The following is a 21,657-nucleotide window of genomic DNA, read 5'->3' on the forward strand; positions in this document are numbered from 1 at the left end:
CATGAAACCAGAAGATTTTCGTTCAGATGCTAAACGCCCTTTTAATGGCCAAGAATATTTAAAAAGCTTACAAGATGGCCGCGAAATCTATATTTATGGCGAGCGTGTAAAAGACGTCACCACTCACCCCGCTTTTCGTAATTCAGCCGCTTCTATAGGACAATTATATGATGCGCTTCATGATAAAACGACTCATGACCAACTTTGCTGGAACACCGACACAGGAAACGGCGGATACACTCACAAATTCTTCCGCTTCGCTAAAAGTGCCGATGAACTACGCCAACAGCGTGACGCTATCGCAGATTGGTCACGTCAGAGCTACGGATGGATGGGACGCACTCCAGACTATAAGGCGGCATTCGCCAGCTGTTTAGGCGCTAACCCAGAATATTATGGTCAGTTTGCAGACAACGCACGTCACTGGTATAAACGTATTCAAGAAAGTGGCCTGTACTTTAACCATGCCATTGTTAACCCACCAATCGACCGTCACAAGCCAGCTGATGAAGTTAAAGATGTTTATATCAAACTCGAAAAAGAAACAGATGCAGGGATTATCGTCAGTGGTGCTAAAGTTGTTGCGACTAACTCAGCGTTAACACACTATAACTTTATTGGTTTTGGTTCCGCACAAGTCATGGGCGATAACCCTGATTTCGCATTGATGTTTGTTGCACCAATGGACGCAGATGGCGTGAAATTAATCTCACGTGCATCTTATGAATTAGTTGCTGGTGCAACTGGCGCACCATTTGATTACCCATTATCAAGCCGTTTCGATGAAAATGATGCCATTTTGGTGATGGACCATGTGTTAATTCCATGGGAAAACGTATTAATTTATCGTGATTTCGACCGTGCACGTAATTGGGCAGTTCAAGGTGGTTTTGCACGTTTATTCCCATTACAAGCTTGTGTCCGCTTAGCCGTTAAATTAGACTTCATTACCGGATTGTTACAAAAAAGTTTAGAATGTACAGGTGTTATTGATTTCCGTGGTGTACAAGCTGATCTGGGTGAAGTGGTTGCGTGGCGTAATCTGTTCTGGTCATTAACCGATGCAATGACCTCTGAAGCACAAGCATGGGAAGGCGGCGCTTATCTACCCGATACTCAAGCTATCCAAACTTACCGTGTTATGGCACCAATGGCTTACACCAAAATCAAGAATATCATTGAAAGTAACGTGACAAGTGGCCTGATTTACCTACCATCAAGCGTTCGTGATATGAATAATCCAGAAATTGATAAGTATTTAGCTAAATATGTTCGCGGCTCTAATGGTATGGATCACGTTGAACGTATTAAGATCCTTAAACTCATGTGGGATGCAATCGGTAGTGAATTTGGTGGCCGCCATGAACTGTATGAAATTAACTACGCAGGAAGCCAAGATGAAATTCGTCTGCAATGTCTGCGTCATGCATACGGTTCTGGCAATATGAAAGCCATGACAGATATGGTTGATCGCTGTTTATCAGACTACGATCAACACGGATGGAAACGTCCACACCTGCATAACAACAATGATATTAATCAGTTAGATTCGCTGCTGAAATAGTCGGCAGCAGGAGGTCAAAATGTCTTTAGAAAATGAACATCGCCTGCGTTTCAGAGATGCGATGGCAAGTCTTGGTGCAGCAGTCAATATCGTCACCACGGATGGGACTGAGGGTCGCTGTGGAATTACAGCCACTGCAGTCTGTTCAGTTACAGATACGCCACCCACTTTGATGGTCTGTGTTAACCGCAATAGCGCTATGAATGCGGTATTTCAAAAGAATGGCCGCCTGTGTGTCAACGTGCTAAGCCATGAACAAGAAGAACTTGCATGCCATTTCGCAGGTATGAAAGGTTCAACGATGGAAGAACGTTTTGGCTGGAGTGTATGGGAAAGCGGTATTTTACAGCAACCAATGTTAAAAAACGCGCTTGCCAACCTTGAAGGTGAAATCACTCAAGTTCAAGATATCGGTACGCACTCTGTCTACATGGTTGAAATGAAACAAATCATTGTGAACGATACTGGACATGGTCTCGTTTACTTTAAACGTAAATTCCATCCTGTTATGCACCAAATCCTTGAGCCAACGGCTTAATTGGTAAAGTATTTATATGAAATAGCCTCTTATATTTGAGGCTATTTTTTATATATCATCGTTTAGCCAAAATAATAGCTAGCAACAGACTTACTCCTCATAAAATGTTTCAGCCTAAAATTTTTTACGCATAATAACTATTAGTTATTTTGTATAATGTTAAAAAAATAGTGTTTTTCTAAAAAAAATAAATACCTCTTCAACCTCCCGCCTTAAACATAACATGCGTAAATAAAAACTTAACTATATGATTTTCAATAACTTTCAAAATTACACCAAATATGCTTAATTGACATAACATAAATAACAGGTATAAACTCAAATAATATAAATATTTTTCCTATAAATAAAATCAATCTAAAAATGAACTATTTGATTAATAATCATATTAATTATGACAGTCATCAGGGGCTGTTATATATCGACGATGTTAATAATGCATTAAAACTAACAACCACCTTAAACCGTTTGTTATTAGTCTTAGTACAAAATAATCATGATATTGTTGACCGAGAAACCATATTACGTCGGGTTTGGGAGGAACATAACCAAGTTGTCTCCGATAATAACCTTAATAGTAGTGTCTCTGTACTCAGACGCCATTTATCATCTTTTTCTGATGATGAAATTATCACGACTGTACCTAAAGTTGGGATTAAATTTTCTGCTGATCTGAAAATTGAAAATGAGCAACAGGAAATTAGTGATAATAATCACAAAGCTTTATTCACTAGTGAGGAAGAACTAGACTCTTCATCAAAAGTACCCGAAGGGACTTTCCCCCAGGCAGTCGAAAATAAAAAAAGCTACATGTTGAATAACCGATATGTTGAAATTTCACTTATTGGGCTCATTATTTTTTGCTTATTATACCTTTTTAAAAGTTATTTCTTTGCAAGCCGAACAGAATACCCTGAAGTTGGTCGTATCGATCAATGCAGTATCCGCTACATTAATAGTTACCATAAACCCGATACAACAACCATCAGCTTTGCGACAATTCAAAATGAACTCACGAAATTAAACCTAGATTGTAAAAAGCCAGCAACTGTTTTTTATTATAATGTTGGTATCGTAGCAAATGATAAAAATTTATATGACAACTTCCTATTTTTGTCCTATTGCCCAACAGTACCGAAAGAAAGTGCAACTGTGAGCTGTGAGAATTTTTATGTCAAATAAAATATCAACAAGAATGTTTTTTTTGTCCATTATATCTATAATTTTGGTTTTCATTAGCTTATATGTTCATCACATAATTAACACTCCTATTATTCCTGATTGCCAAACAACCTTAAAAATAAATATCTCTGACCATCGTTCTACCTTAAAAGGATTTTACCTGCTAAGTGTTATCCCTAACGAAAATAAACCTGACCAACACACATTCATCATGAATGGAAGCATTAGTGATAATGGTAAAAACTATACTATTTCACGAAAATTTCTGATGAAACATGAATACTTAGGTGACCATTTTTTTTTACGCGTTGAAAATATATTTATAGACCCAGCTGATCAGGCTCAAGACAAAATCAATATTCGAGGTGTTCCTGAAATTAACCAACTTTATTTTTTAAAAATAAAAAAATTAACCGACACAAGTTATATTTTTGAAGAAAATTTCTCTCCACTTTTTATTTGCACTCTGTAGTACCAAAAAAAATCATAAGAAATGCATCAAATATTGATATTTTGATGCATTTTTTTTATTTCTAACCCCCCCCAACCTTAAAACACCTTAAAAGCACAAACATTAAACATTTCACAGACAATTAAATTAGCATAAAAACATTGATACATATTAAAAAAAACTAAATATAAGTTAAATAATTCAAATTTAATTAAAATCAAAGAGTTTTATTCCATTTTACACCTGATAGGGATAAGATTCCTTCCGTCGAAATGACCCACGCTAAAAACGATTACGTTAAGCGTTCTGTGATTAGGACATTTGAAAATCCATTTATGGATACTGAACTTTATTCCTATGGCAGTACTTATATAAAGGCTCACTAGGGATCAAATATTTACTTATTTTTAAGGATGTAAGATATGAAATTAAATAAACTTTCTATTGCTGTTTTATTCGCGTCTTCTGCTATTTCAACTTCTATCTTTGCTAGTGGTAATAGCGGTGAATTACATTTCAGCGGCCAAGTTGTTAATGCTCCATGTAATATTGAATCAGAAAGTACAAAACAAGAAGTTCCATTTGGTCAACTTTCTCGTGCATCTTTAGAAGCGGGTAATGCAGCAGAAAAAGATATCGCTATCAAATTGAAAGAATGTAATTTTGATGAGTTTAGCAAAGACACTGAAGGTAAGTGGGTTGCTGTTAAAGATATTAAAATTACCTTTGGTGGTAAAAACTATGTCGGTACTGATAAAGAATTCTTAGGTACTACTGGTACCGCTTCGAATATCGGTATTCAAATCAAAGATTTTAAATTTGATGAAGCTAAATCTATCCTAAGCCAAATTCGTAACCGCCAAGGTGAAAACGTTTTAGAATTTACTGCATTAGCTAAACGTGTTGATGGTGCAACACCAGTTACTGAAGGTGAATTTAGTTCTATCGCTGACTTTAAAATCACATACGAGTAATTTTTTTAGGGGAGAGAATTCTCTCCCCATAAAAGGCTCATTATGAAAAAAAATACTTATCTATGGATTGCCTTATTATTTAACCCTATTAACTCTAATGCGACTAGCTCTAACCTTGGACATATTCAAGATGGCCTCCGAGGCGAAACAGTAATGCAAGGTTATATCGTTGCGGCACCTTGTTCAATTGAAACTGATAGTCAGTATCAATATATAAACTATAATTACATTTCTAATTACAGTATAAATAATATAGATGATGAAAAATTAATGCGAAGACCTTTCTATATAAAATTAAATAACTGTATTAGTGAATATGACAGTAGTAATCATAAAGGTATTAAAATTCGTTTTTTTGCGCTGCAAGATACGTATACTAATGCAATAAAACTATCAGGCCCTAAGCCTGGAGTTGTTCTATATATATACGACATTAACAATAATTTATTAATACCAAATAAGCTCTACTCTATTTCTAATAATTACGTTTATTTTGATAACAAAAGTAAAGAGAGCTTTTTAAAATATGAAACAGAATTAGGCACAAGTAATAACGAAATTACACCTGGTGATTACTTTACCACAATTAAATTCAACGTTACTTACGACTAGTAAATAAACTCATAATTAATTTGATGAAAAAATCATGGTTAAATTTAATATTTACTCTTACATCATTGTGACTTCTTTTTTATCTTCAATCTCTTCGTTAGCCTATGCTGTCGAATTCAATACCGATATGTTAGATACAGAAGACACTCAAAATATTGACTTTAGCCAATTTTCTCAGGCTGGATTTATTATGCCTGGTATTTATCATTTAAATCTCAAAGTCAATAATGAGGGCATGGGTAGTGCGCAAGATATCACTGTGATAGCGCCACAATCCCAAAACAATAATTTATTCGATACCGTTTGTGTTCCCGTTAATATTCTTGATCGTTTAGGGCTTACTCCGGACGCAATTAAATTAATTAAATATCGTGATGAGGGTAAATGCCTTGATTTATCTCCGCTTGAAGGTGCTTCATTAAGTGTAGATTTATCGACATTAACGCTATCCATTTTAATCCCACAAAGCTATTTAGAATATACAGATCCAAGTTGGGTTCCTCCTTCACGTTGGGAGGAAGGTGTAAATGGATTTTTATTAGATTACAACCTAACAGGTTCTTTAACGCATCAAAATTCAGGTTCACGAGAATCGTACCTTTCTGCTAACGGAACAACAGGGCTTAATTTTGGTGCATGGCGTTTACGCGGTGATTACCAAGCAAACTATCGAAAATCGACAGGAAGCTTCGAAAACCAATATAGTGATGCCACATTTAGCCGATTATTTGCATACCGCTCAATAAAATCCATTGCGTCTATTTTAACGTTAGGTGAGAACTACTTTTACTCTGCTATTTTTGATTCTTGGCAATACACCGGGGTATCTCTTGAAACCGATGAAAATATGATGCCCCCTAAATTAACAGGTTATGCACCAGAGATTATTGGTATTGCTCAAACTAATGCCACTGTTATTGTCAAAAGCCATAACCGTATAGTTTTAGAAACAACCGTACCTGCTGGTCCCTTTCGTATCCAGACACTAGATAGCTCTATTCGTGGAACATTAGATGTGACTGTGCGAGAAGAAAATGGTGAAGAACAACAATTTAGCATTACCACAGCAGCATTACCCTACTTAACGAGACCAGGGCAAATCCGCTATAAATTTGCAGCGGGTAAACCACGTTTTAATGGCCGCCAGCTCGAAGGTGATTTAACTGCTTCGGGAGAACTCTCTTACGGGTTAAATAACCTTTGGTCTATCTATGGGGGCTCCGTTTTATCAAAAAATTATCAGGCATTTTCAGCAGGCTTTGGTCGTGACCTGTTTTCATTCGGTAGCCTTTCGTTCGATGCGACTCAGTCACATGCTCAATTACTTGATAAAACGTTAACTGGCCGAAGTTATCGACTTAGTTATTCAAAATCATTTGATGAAGCCAGAACTGACATTACATTCGCAGGGTATCGTTTCTCTGATGAAACCTATCGCTCTTTGCAACAAACGTTGGATGAACGACGTACAGGTAATGAAAGCCAAGCTCAAAAAGAAAGCTATCAAATTAATATTAATAAATATTTTGATGATTTCTCATTGGGTGGAAACTATCAATACAATACGTATTGGAATAGTGAAACAGAAGAACAATACAGCTTATACCTAAGTACTCTTTTAAATTGGGCGGCTATTGGGCTCAAAAATATTAACCTGACAGCTTCTGCTTCTCGTTCAAAAAGAGCGGGATATCAAGATGATGCGATCAGCTTGTATTTCACTATTCCTTTAAGTCAAGGAAGCAGCGTCAGCTTTTCTGAAGGTTATACCCGAAACCAAAATGGCCAACGCAGTTCAACACATAATATCGGTTATAGCGGATATAGTGAGCAGCGCAATTATAACTTAAATGTCGGTTATCAAACAGGAAGTCATCAGAATGACCAAACCAGCTTTAGTGTTTATTTAAACCAAAATCTTCCTTATGCCTCAATTTCAGGAAATGCGAGTTATGTCCCGAACGAGTATCACAGCGTTGGGGGATCAATTAATGGTGGAATTACCTTAATTAAAGAAGGTATTGCCATGCACCAAGCCGCTTATGGTGGTACTCGACTCGTTATAGAAACACCTGGTGCAGCTAACGTTCCTCTGAGTGGTGGCGTTTATCAAACTAATCACTTTGGACTCGCTGTATTGCCAAACGTGAGTAGTTATCGGAAAACCAGTGCATCAATTAATACCAGTAAATTACCAAAAGATGTTGAAGCATTAGAGACCGTCACTGATACGACTCTGACTCGTGGGGCAATCGGATATCGTCGCCTCAACGTAATTCAAGGTGAAAAAACGTTTGCTCGCTTAAAACTAGCTGATGACACTTATCCGCCTTTTGGCGCCAGCGTACGTAATAGCAACAATATTGAACTCGGAATTGTTGGCGAACAAGGTATTACGTGGATTATTGGTATCCAGCCTAAAGACTTACTCAATCTCTACTGGGGAAATAAACACCAGTGTAGTGCCGATGTGCCTGACGTGATTAATCCTCAAGAAATTTACCCAACTATTATTTGTCGTTAATAAGAGAACTAAGATGAAATTGAATTCCCCTTTTTTGTTACTTACTAGCGTATTCACGCTGACTATAAGTGTAATTTCAGCTGCGAATGCCGCGGTTACACTTGATCGTACTCGTATAATTTTCGATGGAAACCAGTCGTCTATTAATATTACGATCCGTAATGATAACCCGGAATTGCCTTATTTGGCCCAGTCGTGGTTAGAAAATGCGTTAGAACAAAAACTGGAAACAGGCCCTATTATTGCCACTCCGCCGATTCAGCGCATGGAACCCAAATCCACTAGCCTAGTTCGCCTAAGCACCGCACCCGACATTGCAAAGTTACCGCAAGACAGGGAATCCCTGTTTTATTACAACCTGCGTGAAATCCCGCCTAAGTCATCAGAAGCGGGTGTGTTGCAAATTGCATTACAGAGCCGTGTAAAACTATTTTATCGCCCTGAAAGCATTGTTGCACAAAGCAAAACCGATTGGACGAAATACATAACATTAACAGCAACATCATCGGGTTATACGTTAGATAACCCAACACCATTTTATTTAACTGTAATTGGTATAGGGAACAGCCAAAAACAATCTGAAGAAAGTGATTTTGACGCAGTCATGATACCGCCAAAATCTAATCAACTGATTAAATCATCCAAATTTTCAACACCTTACCTGACATATATCAATGATTATGGTGGAAAGCCCTCACTTGCTTTCAAATGCCAAGCTTCAAAGTGCAGTGTGACGGAATAATGAGTAAAAAATAGATAGGAGCAGAACAATGAAATTGAATTACCTAGCACTATGGGCTTTTACTATACCTATTTTTGCTGAGTCTGCGGTGCCTGTGACAACAGGCACGATATATGTTAATGCGCGTATTGTTACTGCTCCTTGTCTACCTAATATCTCATTAAAATTAAATGAAAGTACTTTAATTGCAGCAACCTATAGTGTGGAAATGCATTTTTCTCATTGTAGCAAACCAATACAAAAGCAAGCTTGGATACCGTTAAGACTGAAATTAGGCAGTAACCAGTATGTGCTAACTCAACCACTACGCAATAACACCATTTTATTCTCTATTCCTGCTAGTAATAAGATGCAACGTGTGGAGATAAATTATGACTAGATGCTCAATATTATTATTTAGTTTTTTATTCCTAACATGGAATACCAGCTTTGCCAATACACTAACAGTTTACTTTGAAGGAGTGTTAGTACCGCTTGGTTGTCGGCTAAGTGATGATGATACACAGAAAAAAATATATCTTTCTGGGCTACGTTTTTCTTCAATCGAAACATTAGGACGTTCAGATATGCAACCATTTAAATTGGATATCATGGACTGTTCAGCGATGGCTTTGAATAAAACGATCAAAATAACGTTAAATACCCAAAATATTGAAACACATAATGGTATTAATTATTTAAAAACCACTGGTGAATCTAATGTGTTATTAGCACTGACTGATAGTCGTGGTAAGGAACTAGAACTGAATACAACAATTGATGTCAGTACAGTAACTGAATCAGGTAAAGGGTCCGTTAATACACTTTTATTCGGTGTTTATGCTCAGAAGCCCTTTAGTTCTCTTTTAAAAACAGGGGGGTTCTCCTCAACTGTTACTTTTAATCTTGATTATCAATAAGGAGAATTGAAATGAAATTTATTTGTTTTTCATTCCCTTTAATTAGTTTATTAGTTTCCTTAGGCACTCAAGCGGATGTACTAATTTCTCTTTCTGCAAAATTGGTTCGACCACCATGTGTACTTACAGCAGAAAATGGTGAAAAAGAATTAGTCATTAATTTCCGTGAGGTAGCGCTAGACAGACTAACTGAAGAAAAACAGTCCTTTGGTATTCTCATTAAACAATGTGAACTTCGAAAAAATTTACAAGTTTACCTATCTCCAAGAGAAGGAAGCACTTTGACAATAAACAATGAAACCGTACTTGCAACCTCTATTAATGGATTGGGTATTCGTTTCTCAGAAGAAAATAAAAGTAATGCGCTCAACCTTAATAAATGGGAAAGGATTGCTCCATCCGTAAGTGGTGATACAGGGAAAGTTGTTATCCAATCACAATTAGTCACTAATCAAGCTATTGAAAATCTCACTGCTGGGCCATTTAGTGCCGCTTTATCAGTGATGGTTGATTATCTGTAATATTGGGAAGTCTTTATGAAAAATATAAAAAAGTATTCACCATTATTTTTGTTGCTGCTATTAGTTAACTTAAATTCCTATAGTGCGACTCGCTATTCAGGAAGTGGTGGTGGCTATAAAATGAGTTTAGTATCTAACAATTCTGTTGTTTCTGATACACCAGCAATTGGAAGTGATAACAATAAATATTTTTTAATAGCCCCAGCAAATAGCTCCGGTATTGTTATTAATGAAAACACATCTCAGCCTTATGGGTCTGTATATTGTACTGTGAATTTCTTACAAGGTAATTATTCAGCAGGCCTTGTTCCGGCTTATGCCTACCACCGTGTTTTTGCCTATATGCCAGAAGCAGGCTTTACTATTGGAGGGCTGACCGCATTTAAAATAAACAATAATACATTTTTTACACTTTATTCTGAGAATGGAATAACCAGTGGCTGGCGGAATATTTCAGGGAGAGGATGCTCTAATGAAGAAATGGGGCCATTAGCAACATCATTTTTTACTGTTCATTTTCCTTTTACCGTTAGAGTTTATGTCAAAGATATCCCTGTTGATGGAAAAATTGTTATTCCAAATGCAATGATTGCAGGTTACACACGATTATTCCAAGACTATGGGACACCAGATATTTATGTACCTATTGATAAAGCCACCGTTAAATTAGATCTCACTACATCGGTTATCAATTATCCGTCAAATTGCCATTCTAATATTGATAATTTAAACATTGATCACAAAACATTGGATGCTTATGAATTTAATAGTAAAGAAACGCGTACTGTTACTTATACATGCGATAGAGTACAGCCAGTTAAAGTAAAATTAGCATTAGATTATGCCACGGATAGTGATCCACAAAAACGACTTCCCTTAAAATCAGGAAATAATACTATTTATTCTGAGCTTATACTTTATGATGAACAAAATAATCAAAGTGGAAAAACGCTCGAAACAACAATAGATAAAGTAAAAAACATTACGATTGAAAGTAAAGTTTCAGGCTATGACGCCGAACCTGGAGACTACAAAGGCAATGCTTGGTTAATAGCAACATTTATTTAATATAGCGGTAAGCGTACTATGATCATAATATCCCGCTCACTATTTATTGGTATCTTTATTGTTTGGCACCTTGCTAGTCTTATTTATATTGACAGTCTAGGAAGCTTGAGACAATCATTACCACAAAACATTATTAGCTGGTTATCTATTTCCTTGACGATATCCATTATAGCATTTACAGTTTTCTATCGGAAAATTAAAATAATCATTACATTACCTGCTATTTGCTACTGTTTTTCTTTAGCTATTTTAATGATGGGGTTAATATCTCATCAGGGAGAAAATAATAATGTTGATTTTTGGTATTTTTCTGGTATTACCGTTGGCGTATTACTATATATTGCAGGGTTACAAGTGAAAAAAAAATGGTTAATACAATCATTTTGTATTTACTGTTATATCATTATTAATGTAGCTCAAGTCTTTATTACTGCATATCAATATATATTTGAAACTGATATTTTTTATCTTGCATCAGGCATGCGTTCAAATGGCTTATCACAGCAAGTTAATATATTATCGGTTAACATGGCGACTGCATGCTTATTATCTCTTATGACTCTTGTATTATCACAATTTTCGTTGTTATCTAAACGCCATGAAAAAATCAGGATTGTATTACTAGGAACATGCATTTTATTTTTCACATTAACTTTAGTCGTTCTGCAATCTGTTATTGCTTGGCTAAGCTTTACTGTTTGTGCATTTATTTTCATTTGTCTTTTTTACAAGAAAAACCCTCTACGTGTTAGTGCTAGTTATTTTATTATTGCTGTAGCAATCTTTATTGGAGTTTATTTAATAAAACTATGCCCACAGTACATTGGAACTGATGTTATGAATCAATTCCATTTAAAACAAATGCTACGTTTTTCTATTACTTTATTCTTAGAAAAACCGTATGATGCATGGGAGCAATCATTTTTATTTGAAAATAGTTATGAAAGAACAGCAATTCCTTTTTTTAGTCCTAAAATGTATATTGTTCCTCACCCACACAATGAAATACTACTCTGGCTGATGACTGGAGGACTCATTAATTTGATATTTTTATCTTTATTATTAACCGGAGGTATCTATGTCGTATTTCAATCTTTTATAAAATATAAAATTAATGGAAATGGTTATCCATTGGCAATCATTCTATCAATAATCCCTATTATTATACATAATCATGTTGAATACCCTTTTTTGCTTTCTGTATTACACTGGGGGATCGTCATATTATTTTTATCATTCTCAGATGCCGCTTTTGCATTAGAGGAACAATCCCTATTTTATATTAACAAGCAACTATCTTATCTATTCAGCTTTATTGTATTTATTATTGGATTAGGCGTATTTATTATTGGGTTATTTCTGTTTAATGGAGAGAAATCTTTTTATACTCAGGGTAATTATCGAAATGAAAACATAGCAATTAGACTATCAGATTCAATTACTTTCGAAAAAACAACGTATCAATATAAGAACACATAACTAAACCTTATTTACACTTAAGTAGTGTGATATTAATCAGGATAATATTATGAGAATATATCAAACTGAAATTTCAAATGCCTATATAGGACTACAAGTTCGTAAACGCCGTTTACAGATGGGATGGACAGCACACACTTTAGGGAAAAAGTCGGGATTAAGCCAACAGCAAATCTCCCGTTATGAACGCGGTACGCAGAATTTTACGATTCATCGGCTCTGTATATTTGCTAATGTATTGCAGTGTGACCTAGATTATTTTCTTGAACAAAATAGCTATAAGAACCTTTCTCTTGTAAATACAAATCTTTAAGCACTATTCAAAAGTAAAATCTGATCTTGTCACTCAAAAAGATCAGATTTTCTTTATTCTCACCTTACTTTCATTCTTTTCTGATTGCATAAGTGGTAAGGCTCTTATACTTTTAACCCAAATTACTTATCACGGGTTAAAAGGCATCAATATGACCATCACACTTATCGTTGTATTTGTTTTACTCTTATTGGCTATAGGTTGGGGGATCTCTATCTATAACCGTCTTATCAACACCCGTAATCAAGTCAGCAATCAATTTGCCAATATTGATGTTATTTTAAAGCAAAGAGCCGATCAGATCCCACAACTCGTTACCATTACAGAAAAGGCTATGGAACATGAGGAAAGCCTTTTTACTTCACTAAGTGATGCGCGTCAGAACTACTTTAATGCCAAAAACATGAACGATAAAATCGCGGCATCGAATGAAATGAACCGTGCACTGGGTAACCTTATTGCCATTGCAGAAAATTACCCTACTCTTATTTCTGGTGAGCAATTTACCCAATTACAAATCGCCTTAAGTGATGTTGAAAATAAATTAGCCCAACGACGTGAAGGCTTTAACGATGCAACAACAGAGTATAATACTGCAATACAAATGTTCCCTGACAGCCTAATTGCCAATGCATTTCGTTTCTCAGCACTGCCATTACTTGATATTTCTGAAGATGAAAAAAAATATCAGGGCGTCCAGTTTAAATAATGTCAGCCTAAAGGTATTAATGCGTGAATATGTATTTTTTACTCGGAGCAGCTATTGGTGCTTTAATTTTATTTATTGATAACAAATTTTCGATAAATAAAAAAGTAAACTGGGGGATTATTCCTTTTATCAGTGTTGCTTGTGGTATGTGGTACTCACTCTCTCCTTCTATCGGCGACTATGGCAGTATTATTTATTACGTCGTTATTCTCGTCATCACCTTTTTTATTACCCGTAATGTTGTCAAGGCTAGTAAAGCTGGCTATCAACGTTATCAACGTTTACAAAATGAAGGCTCATCAAAGTTTAGTGCGTTTCTTAAAACCCTTATAGGTATGCTGATCGCCACTTGCCTATTTGCAGGGTTCTTCATCGACATGCGCGTATTTTTTATCGCATTTGTCTTAGCCTTTGTATTTAAAGCGATTGAAAATACACCAACCAAGCGCTTCTTAAAATTTCAGAAAAACTTAGCCACCTCCAAAATCCGCTCAATGGCAATGGGGCTTGTGGAAATTGAAGGAAAAATCACGGCGGGCACAGCCATTAAAAGCCAACTAGGTAATAAAACCTGTTACGGCTCATTTTATTTTGAATATTCCATATCAAAAGATAAAGACGGTAAAAAAAGCTATACCTTACAAAATAGTAAATACAACATGCATAGTTTCACTCTTACGGATGATACTGGTTCGGTAAAAGTAGAGTGCGATCCAGACTATTTTGTTTACCCTGGCTTAGAACCGCATATGGATATTGAAAGCGGTAATCGCCGTTACAAAGAATATTTACTTGAAGCAAACCGCAGTTATTTATTAATTGGTACAGCAGATGCCAATGAAAAAGGCGAATCGATTATTATACGTAAGGCACCTCATATGCTATTAGGCGTCTCGCCCTTAGACTATGTCGTTCGTTGGAATAAAACAGGCCCATTACGTCGAAATTTAGCTATTACCGCCATGATTGCACTTTTTCTGATTGGTGTGATTCTAGTTACGCCAATGGATTATCAAAACGGGCTGCTAAATATGCATTTCGACCAGATATCATTATTCGGTGATAACTAACATGGAAAAGCTTATTTTTTTCATTATTATCGCTGTTATTAGCTATATTTTTATACGCTATCTAATTAATATTTATAATAATATTGTATTTTTAAAAAACAATTGCCATAAAGCATTTGCGAATATAGATGTGCTATTAAAGAAGCAAGTTGAATTAGTTCCTATATTAACTCAAGTTGCAGATAAAGCGATGGCACATGAAAAACAGCTGTTTAGCGAGTTAATTGCCAGCCGTCAGCGCTATTTATCCAGTACCGCTATTGAAACCAAAGTCGATATTGCAAACCAATTTCCAGCAAAAATAAAACCGCTGATTGCTATCGCTGAAAACTATCCAACGCTGATAAGTAAAGGGGTGTTACTGGAATTGCAAACCCAAGTAAAACATGTTGAAGACCAAATTGCAGACCGACGTGAGTTTTTCAACCAAACCGTCACACTCTACAATACTGATATTCATGTTTTCCCCAATGTTATTTTTGCCAGGTTATTTCGTTTTAAAGATATCCCCCTACTATTTAGTAAACAGGAGCGCTTACAATGATAAGTATCCCTTTTTCTTGGTTTGGTTTCACGGATTGGCTTATTGAGCAAGAGGCTGGGCTAATCATTATGTTTGCGACATTTGGTACGCTACTGTTAACTTTTGTCGTGCTTACCATCCTCAATATATTCGGGTTAAAAAAGTACTCACTCTATATTGCTGGCGCGTTATTGTGCTCCATTTTCATAAGCATGATGATCATGATCCCACTATTACTACTTTTCAGTATTGAAAACTCAATTAAGTTGCAACTTGTTTGGGTGGTGATTGTTGCCAGTTGCTTAATTTCATTTTTAAGCAACCGACATTATTTAGATATCTACTTCAATTCCATTGAAAAGAAAGCGAATAAAGAAGTCAAAAAACAAAATAAGAAACGTAAAAAATAGCACCGGCTCTATTTATATTAAACTTGCTCTGCTTCTAATCTTTTCACATAACGGTAATGTGAAAATGTCACTAGCAACGCTATAAAGGCAATTAATGCCCCTAATATAAACCCACCTGAATAACCTACCGCTGCCGTTAAACCAACAAGCATCATCGAACTGACTAATTCGCCAATATCCCGCGTACTTTGTACTGCGGTCATGTCAGTACCCGCTTGCTGATAGCGTGATGCAAATTGCATTCCCGCCGTCATTATCGCGACTGATGTGATCCCCGCAGATAATGAACCAAATGTAATACAAAGTGCCACTAAGCTAATTGACACGCCACTAAAGGATTGTAACAACCACAATAATGAAGAGAGTAAAGCAAATAATAGACCAAATGAGAAAGCACGCCACACACCGGTTTTACCGATTAACCACGCCCCACCGCCACAACCCAGTACTAATGTGACCATGCCACCAGCCATGCCCATTTTACCAATTTGCGCTAATGACCAACCAGCATCATTTAAGAATAGTTTGGCTAAACCAAAACCGGAAACAGCCGTTACCGCAGAAAGTAAAGTTAATAACAGTAAACGCGGAGCACCACGACGTTTTACTGTTTTTAATAGACTCGCTTTCTCGTTCATTTCCTGTGTTATTGATGGTGTTTTTAATGGGCAGACACTAATAAACAATAAACTGAGTAACGGTACACAAGCTAAAACCCCTAAGGCAAGCTGCTGACCTAAACTTTCACTCATGATCATCAACCCTGCACCGCCAATAAAAAAACCCGCCATCACCCCAGCTATCTGCACCGCATTAATTTTTGATAACATTGTGCCACTAACTTGCTCAGCAGCCATGCCATCTGTTGCAATATCTTGGGTAGCACTAGCAAGTGAAGCCACAAACAACAAGACAATACAGGGGAAAGCATTCGCAACCGATAGCCCGATGGTACTTAACGCAAACATCGTTACCGTGACAATAATTTGCATTGGAATAATCCAACTTTTACGACGACCTAAACGTTTCCCCCAATGGTTATCAACAAACGAAGCCCATAAAAATTTTACCACCCATGGCAAACCGACTAATGGCAAAAAAGCTAATGCTTTCAGTTCCCCTCCGTCATGGCGTAAAAAGGTAGGCAACGCATCCATTGCTATCCCCACCGGTATCCCTTGCGCAAGATAAAGTAACCCCAACGTCACCACTAACTGTTTATTTTGTAATAGATCTTTCATACTCACTCCGCGCACCTTTTGCTGTGCCTGACAATTTTCGATAACCAAATAAAATAAATAGCAGCCCTATTCCGCCACATAACAAAACGAGATTGATACGAGAAAAAGGCAACGAACCAAACAGGTAAGAGGCGATAAATGCGAATAGCAGCAAGATGGCAGAGAAAAAAAGGCATGCCATCAAGCTAAACTGTGCATTTTTGCAAAGTAGACTCGCAGTACATGCTATCCCCCAGCCGATAAAAAAATGTATTGGTAACAATGAAGTGAACCATGGCACTGCCGCTAATAGTGCACATGCGGACAACAGCAATCCCCCACAACTGCCCACAATGAACCTTGCCGCTAGGCTATGATTTCTTTTCCAACACCACATAGCTAGGCCAACAGAAATCAATATCAGCCCACTCAAGCCCGCGATAAAATGCAGATAACTCAATGTGTTACTTATTTTAGGTAGCCATTGATATTGCCCATAATGCAAGGGTTGGATGGCAATAAAAGCACGAGTCCAAATACCTTGCATTGCAGAATCCCGCACTGCAACTAACTGGCGTTTTTTACTATCAAATTGATATTGTTCGAAATTAGAAGTAGATAACTGCCCATTACGCACACCACCAATCACCCACATTTCACCTTGCTTGAACAAAGTTTGAGGTATAAAGCTAGGGACTGTTTGCTGTAATGCGCTGACTGCCGCAGTGATTGAGCTTTCAGCCACAGGTACGGGTGTTTTTAGTGGCTCAAACTCCCCCATCAGAGCTTTCATGATAATTTGTGGATTATCCGGTGCCGCCCTTTCACCGAGGGAAACGGTTCCGAGCGCCCCTAGCCCCGATAACGCGCCGGTAAACGCAAATAAAACCAACCACGGATAACACCATAGGCCAAGCCAGCTATGTAAATCGTGAAGCAATACTTTCAAGTGTGTGATGCGAGGTAAATGCACCATTGCGGCTATTCTACGGCGTTGAATTACTAGCCCTGTGATTAATAACACAGCTAATGCAAAACCAAATAAACTAATAAAAATACGCCCAGGAAAGTCTATAAATAAGTTTTTATGTAATGTCACTAGCCATATTGTGGGGCAGTCTAATGCCACCGATTTACCGTTAATCGCGCTATAGCTTAGCTCACAACTTCCCTGACTCTGGCAAAAAGTGATCACTGGGTTATGTTGTTCAGGCAATTGGATCATGGTTGCACTTGGTTGCAATGCAAGGAGCTGTTCAAGTGGTAGTAACTCACCTGAAAGTGGCTCTTTGTTACCCCATAATCTCAACGCATCACTGCCTAAGCTCCAACACCCTGTAAATAGGATCACAAACAAAAAAACACCAAATAGCGCCCCCGCACTGCGATGTAATTGGTCGAAACGACGAGTGAGGGAAAGAGATCGTTTATTCTTCATATCCATCCCCTCATCATTAAAAAAAGCGGCAATGGCCACCAGCTATAGCTGCGTACTAATATTTGCCGCCAATTTGATGCGCTGAGGTTATAAACCAATAACCCCATTGAGGTGATAACACTTAGAAATATCGCACCATATAAGCGTTCGAGGGGCTCTGCTGATGGATAAAAACGTGCTATCAACATCGATAGCACGATTCCACTGAACAAAGTGCCAATAACTGCTAGGCAACTGACTAATTTCATTAGAAATCAGCCTTCAATGTAAACATCACATTACGTGGGTCACCATAGCGGTTATTCCATTGAGGAGAGAACAACCCTGAGTAATAACGACGGTCGAACACGTTATTAACGTTAACGGCAGCCGTCCATGTTTCATCGATTTGATAGCCTAAACGGGCATTAAAAATGGCATATCCACCTTGGCGTAAAGTCACATTACCGTTACTTGTGCTGTATGCACTCTGAGCTTGCATACCGCCGCCCAAACTCCATTTACGCTCATCCCACGGTAAATCATAGTTAGACCATACCCGCAACATATGGCGAGGGGTTAAGGTGTTGTAAGATTCCCCTTGGTGCTGGCTGTCATCACGGTATTTCGTATCCGTATAGGTATAACCCACAGATACATCCCAAAATGGAGTCAGATAGCCAATGCCTTCAAGTTCAAAGCCTTGACTACGGACTTTACCACCACTAATGAAATAGTTATTAAAGCCCCCCGTTGGGTGCGCAGGGTCAATTTGTGGGTTATTTTTGATATCGATTTGGTAAATAGCACCTGATAAGTTTAATCCGCCATTGAATAACGCACCTTTGACACCCGTTTCAAGAGTTTGCCCTTCAACAGGCTTGAGCATTTTCCCGCTCCACGTTTTCCCTGTTTGCGGCTGATAGACCGTTGAATAGCTGCTATACCATGACCATTGAGGGTTAAAATCCCAAATCACGCCACCATAGGGGGTAAGACGGCCATTTTCCGTGAAGTTTGCCGTTGGCGTTTTGACATCCCACCAGCTATCACGTAGCCCCGCAATAACCGTGACAGGTTCGATCACTTTGATACGCCCCATCCCGTATAAACCTTTTTGAGTTGTCTTGGTTGGCCCTGCTGAACTATAAGTGCCAATACTCGGTTTCGGCACGCTGTGAGGGTTCCAACGATACACATTCACGGGTACATTTAAAGCGGGGTCTAAATCTGCGCTATATTGCTTTTCACTGGCATGTGAGTAACTCGCACCAACAACCACATCATGGGTTAACCCCCACGCGTCCACTTTGCCGTTTAAACTGGTATCTAAACTGGTTTGCTCGTTACGGAATTTATACGCGCCTCCCATTAGCATCGCACCGTCACCCGTGACTGGATCAATATTTCCCCATGCTCCTGCATATAGTAATCGAGCATTTACATGTTGATACTCTGCGTTAAGCTTATATTGCCAATTATCATTGATTTTATGTTCAATCCCCGCAAATGAGCGGGATGTATCCCACTTGAAGCGATCCCAATCCACATCTAAATACGTTTTACGCGGTAGATGTAAATCACTGCCATCTTTACCGAAAGGAACACCCGCCATATTGGTGACAGAATCAATCGTTTGGAACTGTGCGCCCATACGCAGTAACGTATCAGGGGTAACATCGATATCGACAGTACCGTACATCAAGCGTGTTTGCTGGTCAGAAACATCATAAAAATAATCTTTATCTTCCCACGCCATGACAAACCGTCCGCGCACTGAACCAGACTGATTGAGTAGCCCTCCAACATCCACTTCCCCGCGATAACGGTCCCAACTTCCTGCACTTAAACTCAACTTAGCCATATTTTTTTTTGGCGCATGTTTGCGAACCATATTGACGGTTGCCGCGGGGTTTCCCATACCATGCAATAGGCCATTCGAGCCTCGTAGAATTTCGACCCGCTCGTATACCGCCATATCTTGAGGTGAGCTCGCCATATTCCCTAATAACGCAGGTACACCATCAATTTCAAATGAGTCAATCTGGAAACCACGAACATAATAAGCGGTGGTTAACTTCACATAAGGCGCGCTGGTTACCCCTGTTGCACGTTGCATTACATCATCAAGGGTTTGTAGGTTTTGTTTTTCAATTTGCTCTCTATCAATCACGCTAACAGATTGCGCCACTTCTCGCGGCTTGAGTGCCATTTTTCCAAGTGTCGTCACGCCCGGTGCAACATAGTCATCATCCATATCTGAGGATGCGGTCACTTGTATAACATCCTGTTTCGGCTGCACGGGTTCTGCACTCACCATCGCAGACCAACTCACTGTTGCACACAAAAGGGCACAAGGTGTTAAGCGGAATATTCCGCGTGACTTAATGTTATAAACGGACAGCATTTTCCACCCTAAAAAAGTTAAATGATAATTGTTATCAATTTAGCAATTAATGTGATGGGTTACTTTCGACCGCCGGAATTTGTCTATCGTTATCCGGCAGTCGGCTGTTATTTTTTGAGTTGATTCGGGGAGATACCAAAGCGCTTGCGAAATGCAACGGAGAAATGAGCGGGGGTATAGCCGACTTGGTAAGCCACTGTTGAGATATTCGCATCATTCATACTCAGCAGTTGAAAAGCTGTTTCTAAGCGGTACTCCTGCAACCAGCCATAAATACTATTACCGAATAATTGACGGAAGCCTTGGGTAAGTTTACGGGTATTGATCCCTAGTCGTTTCGCCAGCTCATCTAAACTGGGCGGAGATTCCATTTCCTGAATCAATATCGTTTTTGCCATGTGCAGGCTATCAATATCTCGCTGCCGTAATGTGCCTATAACCGCCGAGTTCGCACTAGATAATGAATGATGTAAGCATAATGCCGTAATTTCTGACACTTTAGCACTTAAATATAGATGACGTAATGACGAATGAGTTGGGCAAGCAAATAATTGATGAGTGATTGCGAGTATATTAGGAGGAATAACCAACTGTAATAGCTTTGGGGCGCTAGGGTGATAGCACGTATCAGGTAAACTTAATTGTTGAGCCTCTAACCATTCAGGAGAGATATCAATCATGGTGTATTTCATGGTTTGTTGGCCATAAAATTGATTATTCAATAGATAATTTTTCTGGCTGCCCGATAAAATCAAAGAAGGTGAATTGATCTCCACATTTTGTCCCGCACTACTACGGCAGCCCATCGCCCCTTGATGGATAGCCACAATTTTTAGCCCAGCGGCTTGCTCTTCTTCAATACCTAAATCACGGTTAATCAGAAACTCACCGCGACGGATCCGGATAAACTCACCAACAGAGTGTTCTTCACGGGCTGAATGCGCTTGTGTGAATTTATCTTCGATACGCTGCTGCATAGGGCTCTTACCTAGACGAATAAATAAACAGTATAGTGACAAAAAAACACCAAGATA

The 21,657-nt window shown here is 38.1% G+C and carries 23 protein-coding genes; 18 read left to right on the forward strand and 5 right to left on the reverse strand.

Annotated features, from left to right (window positions below):
• Position 1 precedes the first annotated feature (1 nt).
• The 18 genes from hpaB to PR834_RS10000 all read left to right on the forward strand — a co-directional run bounded on the left by hpaB (position 2) and on the right by PR834_RS10000 (position 15,579).
• Entirely contained in the window at positions 2-1,564 is a 1,563-nt protein-coding gene (gene hpaB, locus PR834_RS09915) for a 4-hydroxyphenylacetate 3-monooxygenase, oxygenase component (RefSeq protein ID WP_004905326.1), read from the forward strand.
• 19 nt (positions 1,565-1,583) lie between these two features.
• Positions 1,584-2,102 carry a 4-hydroxyphenylacetate 3-monooxygenase, reductase component gene (hpaC, locus tag PR834_RS09920; protein ID WP_004905327.1) on the forward strand — a complete coding sequence of 173 codons (519 nt, stop codon included), beginning with the start codon at positions 1,584-1,586 and terminating at the stop codon, positions 2,100-2,102.
• Between the two features lie 363 nt (positions 2,103-2,465).
• Complete coding sequence (locus PR834_RS09925) at positions 2,466-3,284, forward strand: winged helix-turn-helix domain-containing protein (RefSeq protein WP_004905329.1); 819 nt, start codon at positions 2,466-2,468, stop codon at positions 3,282-3,284.
• On the forward strand, positions 3,274-3,756 hold the full coding sequence (locus PR834_RS09930; RefSeq protein ID WP_004905330.1) for a FidL-like protein: 483 nt from the start codon (positions 3,274-3,276) through the stop codon (positions 3,754-3,756). Before PR834_RS09925 ends, PR834_RS09930 begins: the two co-directional genes overlap by 11 nt.
• A 401-nt stretch (positions 3,757-4,157) precedes the next feature.
• The gene (locus PR834_RS09935; protein WP_004905332.1) at positions 4,158-4,709 is read left to right on the forward strand and encodes a fimbrial protein; all 552 of its coding nucleotides are present in this window, start codon (positions 4,158-4,160) and stop codon (positions 4,707-4,709) included.
• A gap of 42 nt (positions 4,710-4,751) precedes the next feature.
• Positions 4,752-5,321 (forward strand): fimbrial protein, encoded by a 570-nt coding sequence (locus PR834_RS09940; RefSeq protein ID WP_004905333.1) that lies wholly within the window; start codon positions 4,752-4,754, stop codon positions 5,319-5,321.
• Between the two features lie 34 nt (positions 5,322-5,355).
• Positions 5,356-7,845 carry a fimbria/pilus outer membrane usher protein gene (locus PR834_RS09945; RefSeq protein WP_272536622.1) on the forward strand — a complete coding sequence of 830 codons (2,490 nt, stop codon included), beginning with the start codon at positions 5,356-5,358 and terminating at the stop codon, positions 7,843-7,845.
• A 13-nt stretch (positions 7,846-7,858) separates the two neighbouring features.
• Positions 7,859-8,587, forward strand: a complete 729-nt coding sequence (locus PR834_RS09950; protein ID WP_004905342.1) for a fimbria/pilus periplasmic chaperone — start codon at positions 7,859-7,861, stop codon at positions 8,585-8,587.
• Positions 8,588-8,615: 28 nt separating this feature from the next.
• On the forward strand, positions 8,616-8,966 hold the full coding sequence (locus PR834_RS09955) for a hypothetical protein (RefSeq protein ID WP_094962171.1): 351 nt from the start codon (positions 8,616-8,618) through the stop codon (positions 8,964-8,966).
• The gene (locus PR834_RS09960) at positions 8,959-9,486 is read left to right on the forward strand and encodes a fimbrial protein (protein WP_094962170.1); all 528 of its coding nucleotides are present in this window, start codon (positions 8,959-8,961) and stop codon (positions 9,484-9,486) included. Before PR834_RS09955 ends, PR834_RS09960 begins: the two co-directional genes overlap by 8 nt.
• 11 nt (positions 9,487-9,497) lie before the next feature.
• Entirely contained in the window at positions 9,498-10,007 is a 510-nt protein-coding gene (locus tag PR834_RS09965) for a fimbrial protein (protein ID WP_004905345.1), read from the forward strand.
• Positions 10,008-10,022: 15 nt separating this feature from the next.
• Positions 10,023-11,075, forward strand: a complete 1,053-nt coding sequence (locus PR834_RS09970) for an adhesin (protein WP_094962169.1) — start codon at positions 10,023-10,025, stop codon at positions 11,073-11,075.
• Positions 11,076-11,093: 18 nt separating this feature from the next.
• A complete protein-coding gene (locus tag PR834_RS09975) occupies positions 11,094-12,554 on the forward strand; it encodes an O-antigen ligase family protein (RefSeq protein ID WP_226617044.1) in 1,461 nt (486 codons plus the stop codon).
• 49 nt (positions 12,555-12,603) lie between these two features.
• Positions 12,604-12,867 carry a helix-turn-helix domain-containing protein gene (locus tag PR834_RS09980; RefSeq protein ID WP_004905357.1) on the forward strand — a complete coding sequence of 88 codons (264 nt, stop codon included), beginning with the start codon at positions 12,604-12,606 and terminating at the stop codon, positions 12,865-12,867.
• Positions 12,868-13,018: 151 nt separating this feature from the next.
• A complete protein-coding gene (locus PR834_RS09985; protein ID WP_094962168.1) occupies positions 13,019-13,576 on the forward strand; it encodes a LemA family protein in 558 nt (185 codons plus the stop codon).
• A 29-nt stretch (positions 13,577-13,605) separates the two neighbouring features.
• Positions 13,606-14,646 (forward strand): hypothetical protein, encoded by a 1,041-nt coding sequence (locus PR834_RS09990; RefSeq protein ID WP_196725389.1) that lies wholly within the window; start codon positions 13,606-13,608, stop codon positions 14,644-14,646.
• Between the two features lies 1 nt (position 14,647).
• Positions 14,648-15,190 (forward strand): LemA family protein, encoded by a 543-nt coding sequence (locus PR834_RS09995; protein ID WP_272536623.1) that lies wholly within the window; start codon positions 14,648-14,650, stop codon positions 15,188-15,190.
• Positions 15,187-15,579, forward strand: a complete 393-nt coding sequence (locus PR834_RS10000; RefSeq protein ID WP_094962165.1) for a hypothetical protein — start codon at positions 15,187-15,189, stop codon at positions 15,577-15,579. The genes PR834_RS09995 and PR834_RS10000 overlap by 4 nt, the downstream gene beginning before the upstream one ends.
• 17 nt (positions 15,580-15,596) lie before the next feature.
• On the opposite strand, the gene PR834_RS10005 is transcribed toward PR834_RS10000, so the two are convergent.
• The 5 genes from PR834_RS10005 to PR834_RS10025 all read right to left on the reverse strand — a co-directional run bounded on the left by PR834_RS10005 (position 15,597) and on the right by PR834_RS10025 (position 21,600).
• Positions 15,597-16,820: a RhtX/FptX family siderophore transporter gene (locus tag PR834_RS10005; protein ID WP_262960656.1), complete on the reverse strand. Its 1,224-nt coding sequence runs from the start codon at positions 16,818-16,820 to the stop codon at positions 15,597-15,599.
• The gene (locus PR834_RS10010; RefSeq protein ID WP_272536624.1) at positions 16,798-18,237 is read right to left on the reverse strand and encodes a PepSY-associated TM helix domain-containing protein; all 1,440 of its coding nucleotides are present in this window, start codon (positions 18,235-18,237) and stop codon (positions 16,798-16,800) included. Before PR834_RS10010 ends, PR834_RS10005 begins: the two co-directional genes overlap by 23 nt.
• A complete protein-coding gene (locus PR834_RS10015; RefSeq protein WP_112307859.1) occupies positions 18,234-18,485 on the reverse strand; it encodes a hypothetical protein in 252 nt (83 codons plus the stop codon). Before PR834_RS10015 ends, PR834_RS10010 begins: the two co-directional genes overlap by 4 nt.
• On the reverse strand, positions 18,485-20,623 hold the full coding sequence (locus PR834_RS10020; protein ID WP_112307858.1) for a TonB-dependent siderophore receptor: 2,139 nt from the start codon (positions 20,621-20,623) through the stop codon (positions 18,485-18,487). Before PR834_RS10020 ends, PR834_RS10015 begins: the two co-directional genes overlap by 1 nt.
• A 107-nt stretch (positions 20,624-20,730) precedes the next feature.
• Complete coding sequence (locus PR834_RS10025; protein ID WP_181489340.1) at positions 20,731-21,600, reverse strand: helix-turn-helix transcriptional regulator; 870 nt, start codon at positions 21,598-21,600, stop codon at positions 20,731-20,733.
• Positions 21,601-21,657 lie beyond the last annotated feature (57 nt).

The sequence above is a fragment of the Providencia sp. PROV182 genome (genome assembly GCF_028480325.1).
Taxonomy (GTDB): Bacteria; Pseudomonadota; Gammaproteobacteria; order Enterobacterales; family Enterobacteriaceae; genus Providencia; species Providencia hangzhouensis.

Excerpts from the sequence above, each read along its gene's own strand:
- PR834_RS09945 (WP_272536622.1), top strand. The coding sequence starts at position 5,356 with ATGGTTAAATTTAATATTTACTCTTACATCATTGTGACTTCTTTTTTA.
- PR834_RS10015 (WP_112307859.1), bottom strand. The coding sequence starts at position 18,485 with ATGAAATTAGTCAGTTGCCTAGCAGTTATTGGCACTTTGTTCAGTGGA.
- PR834_RS09990 (WP_196725389.1), top strand. The coding sequence starts at position 13,606 with ATGTATTTTTTACTCGGAGCAGCTATTGGTGCTTTAATTTTATTTATT.
- PR834_RS09925 (WP_004905329.1), top strand. The coding sequence starts at position 2,466 with ATGAACTATTTGATTAATAATCATATTAATTATGACAGTCATCAGGGG.
- PR834_RS10010 (WP_272536624.1), bottom strand. The coding sequence starts at position 18,237 with ATGAAGAATAAACGATCTCTTTCCCTCACTCGTCGTTTCGACCAATTA.
- PR834_RS09985 (WP_094962168.1), top strand. The coding sequence starts at position 13,019 with ATGACCATCACACTTATCGTTGTATTTGTTTTACTCTTATTGGCTATA.
- PR834_RS10025 (WP_181489340.1), bottom strand. The coding sequence starts at position 21,600 with ATGCAGCAGCGTATCGAAGATAAATTCACACAAGCGCATTCAGCCCGT.
- PR834_RS09935 (WP_004905332.1), top strand. The coding sequence starts at position 4,158 with ATGAAATTAAATAAACTTTCTATTGCTGTTTTATTCGCGTCTTCTGCT.
- PR834_RS10005 (WP_262960656.1), bottom strand. The coding sequence starts at position 16,820 with ATGAAAGATCTATTACAAAATAAACAGTTAGTGGTGACGTTGGGGTTA.
- PR834_RS10020 (WP_112307858.1), bottom strand. The coding sequence starts at position 20,623 with ATGCTGTCCGTTTATAACATTAAGTCACGCGGAATATTCCGCTTAACA.
- PR834_RS09950 (WP_004905342.1), top strand. The coding sequence starts at position 7,859 with ATGAAATTGAATTCCCCTTTTTTGTTACTTACTAGCGTATTCACGCTG.
- PR834_RS09955 (WP_094962171.1), top strand. The coding sequence starts at position 8,616 with ATGAAATTGAATTACCTAGCACTATGGGCTTTTACTATACCTATTTTT.
- hpaC (WP_004905327.1), top strand. The coding sequence starts at position 1,584 with ATGTCTTTAGAAAATGAACATCGCCTGCGTTTCAGAGATGCGATGGCA.
- PR834_RS09960 (WP_094962170.1), top strand. The coding sequence starts at position 8,959 with ATGACTAGATGCTCAATATTATTATTTAGTTTTTTATTCCTAACATGG.
- PR834_RS09970 (WP_094962169.1), top strand. The coding sequence starts at position 10,023 with ATGAAAAATATAAAAAAGTATTCACCATTATTTTTGTTGCTGCTATTA.
- PR834_RS09975 (WP_226617044.1), top strand. The coding sequence starts at position 11,094 with ATGATCATAATATCCCGCTCACTATTTATTGGTATCTTTATTGTTTGG.
- PR834_RS09940 (WP_004905333.1), top strand. The coding sequence starts at position 4,752 with ATGAAAAAAAATACTTATCTATGGATTGCCTTATTATTTAACCCTATT.
- PR834_RS09930 (WP_004905330.1), top strand. The coding sequence starts at position 3,274 with ATGTCAAATAAAATATCAACAAGAATGTTTTTTTTGTCCATTATATCT.
- PR834_RS09965 (WP_004905345.1), top strand. The coding sequence starts at position 9,498 with ATGAAATTTATTTGTTTTTCATTCCCTTTAATTAGTTTATTAGTTTCC.
- PR834_RS10000 (WP_094962165.1), top strand. The coding sequence starts at position 15,187 with ATGATAAGTATCCCTTTTTCTTGGTTTGGTTTCACGGATTGGCTTATT.
- PR834_RS09980 (WP_004905357.1), top strand. The coding sequence starts at position 12,604 with ATGAGAATATATCAAACTGAAATTTCAAATGCCTATATAGGACTACAA.
- PR834_RS09995 (WP_272536623.1), top strand. The coding sequence starts at position 14,648 with ATGGAAAAGCTTATTTTTTTCATTATTATCGCTGTTATTAGCTATATT.
- hpaB (WP_004905326.1), top strand. The coding sequence starts at position 2 with ATGAAACCAGAAGATTTTCGTTCAGATGCTAAACGCCCTTTTAATGGC.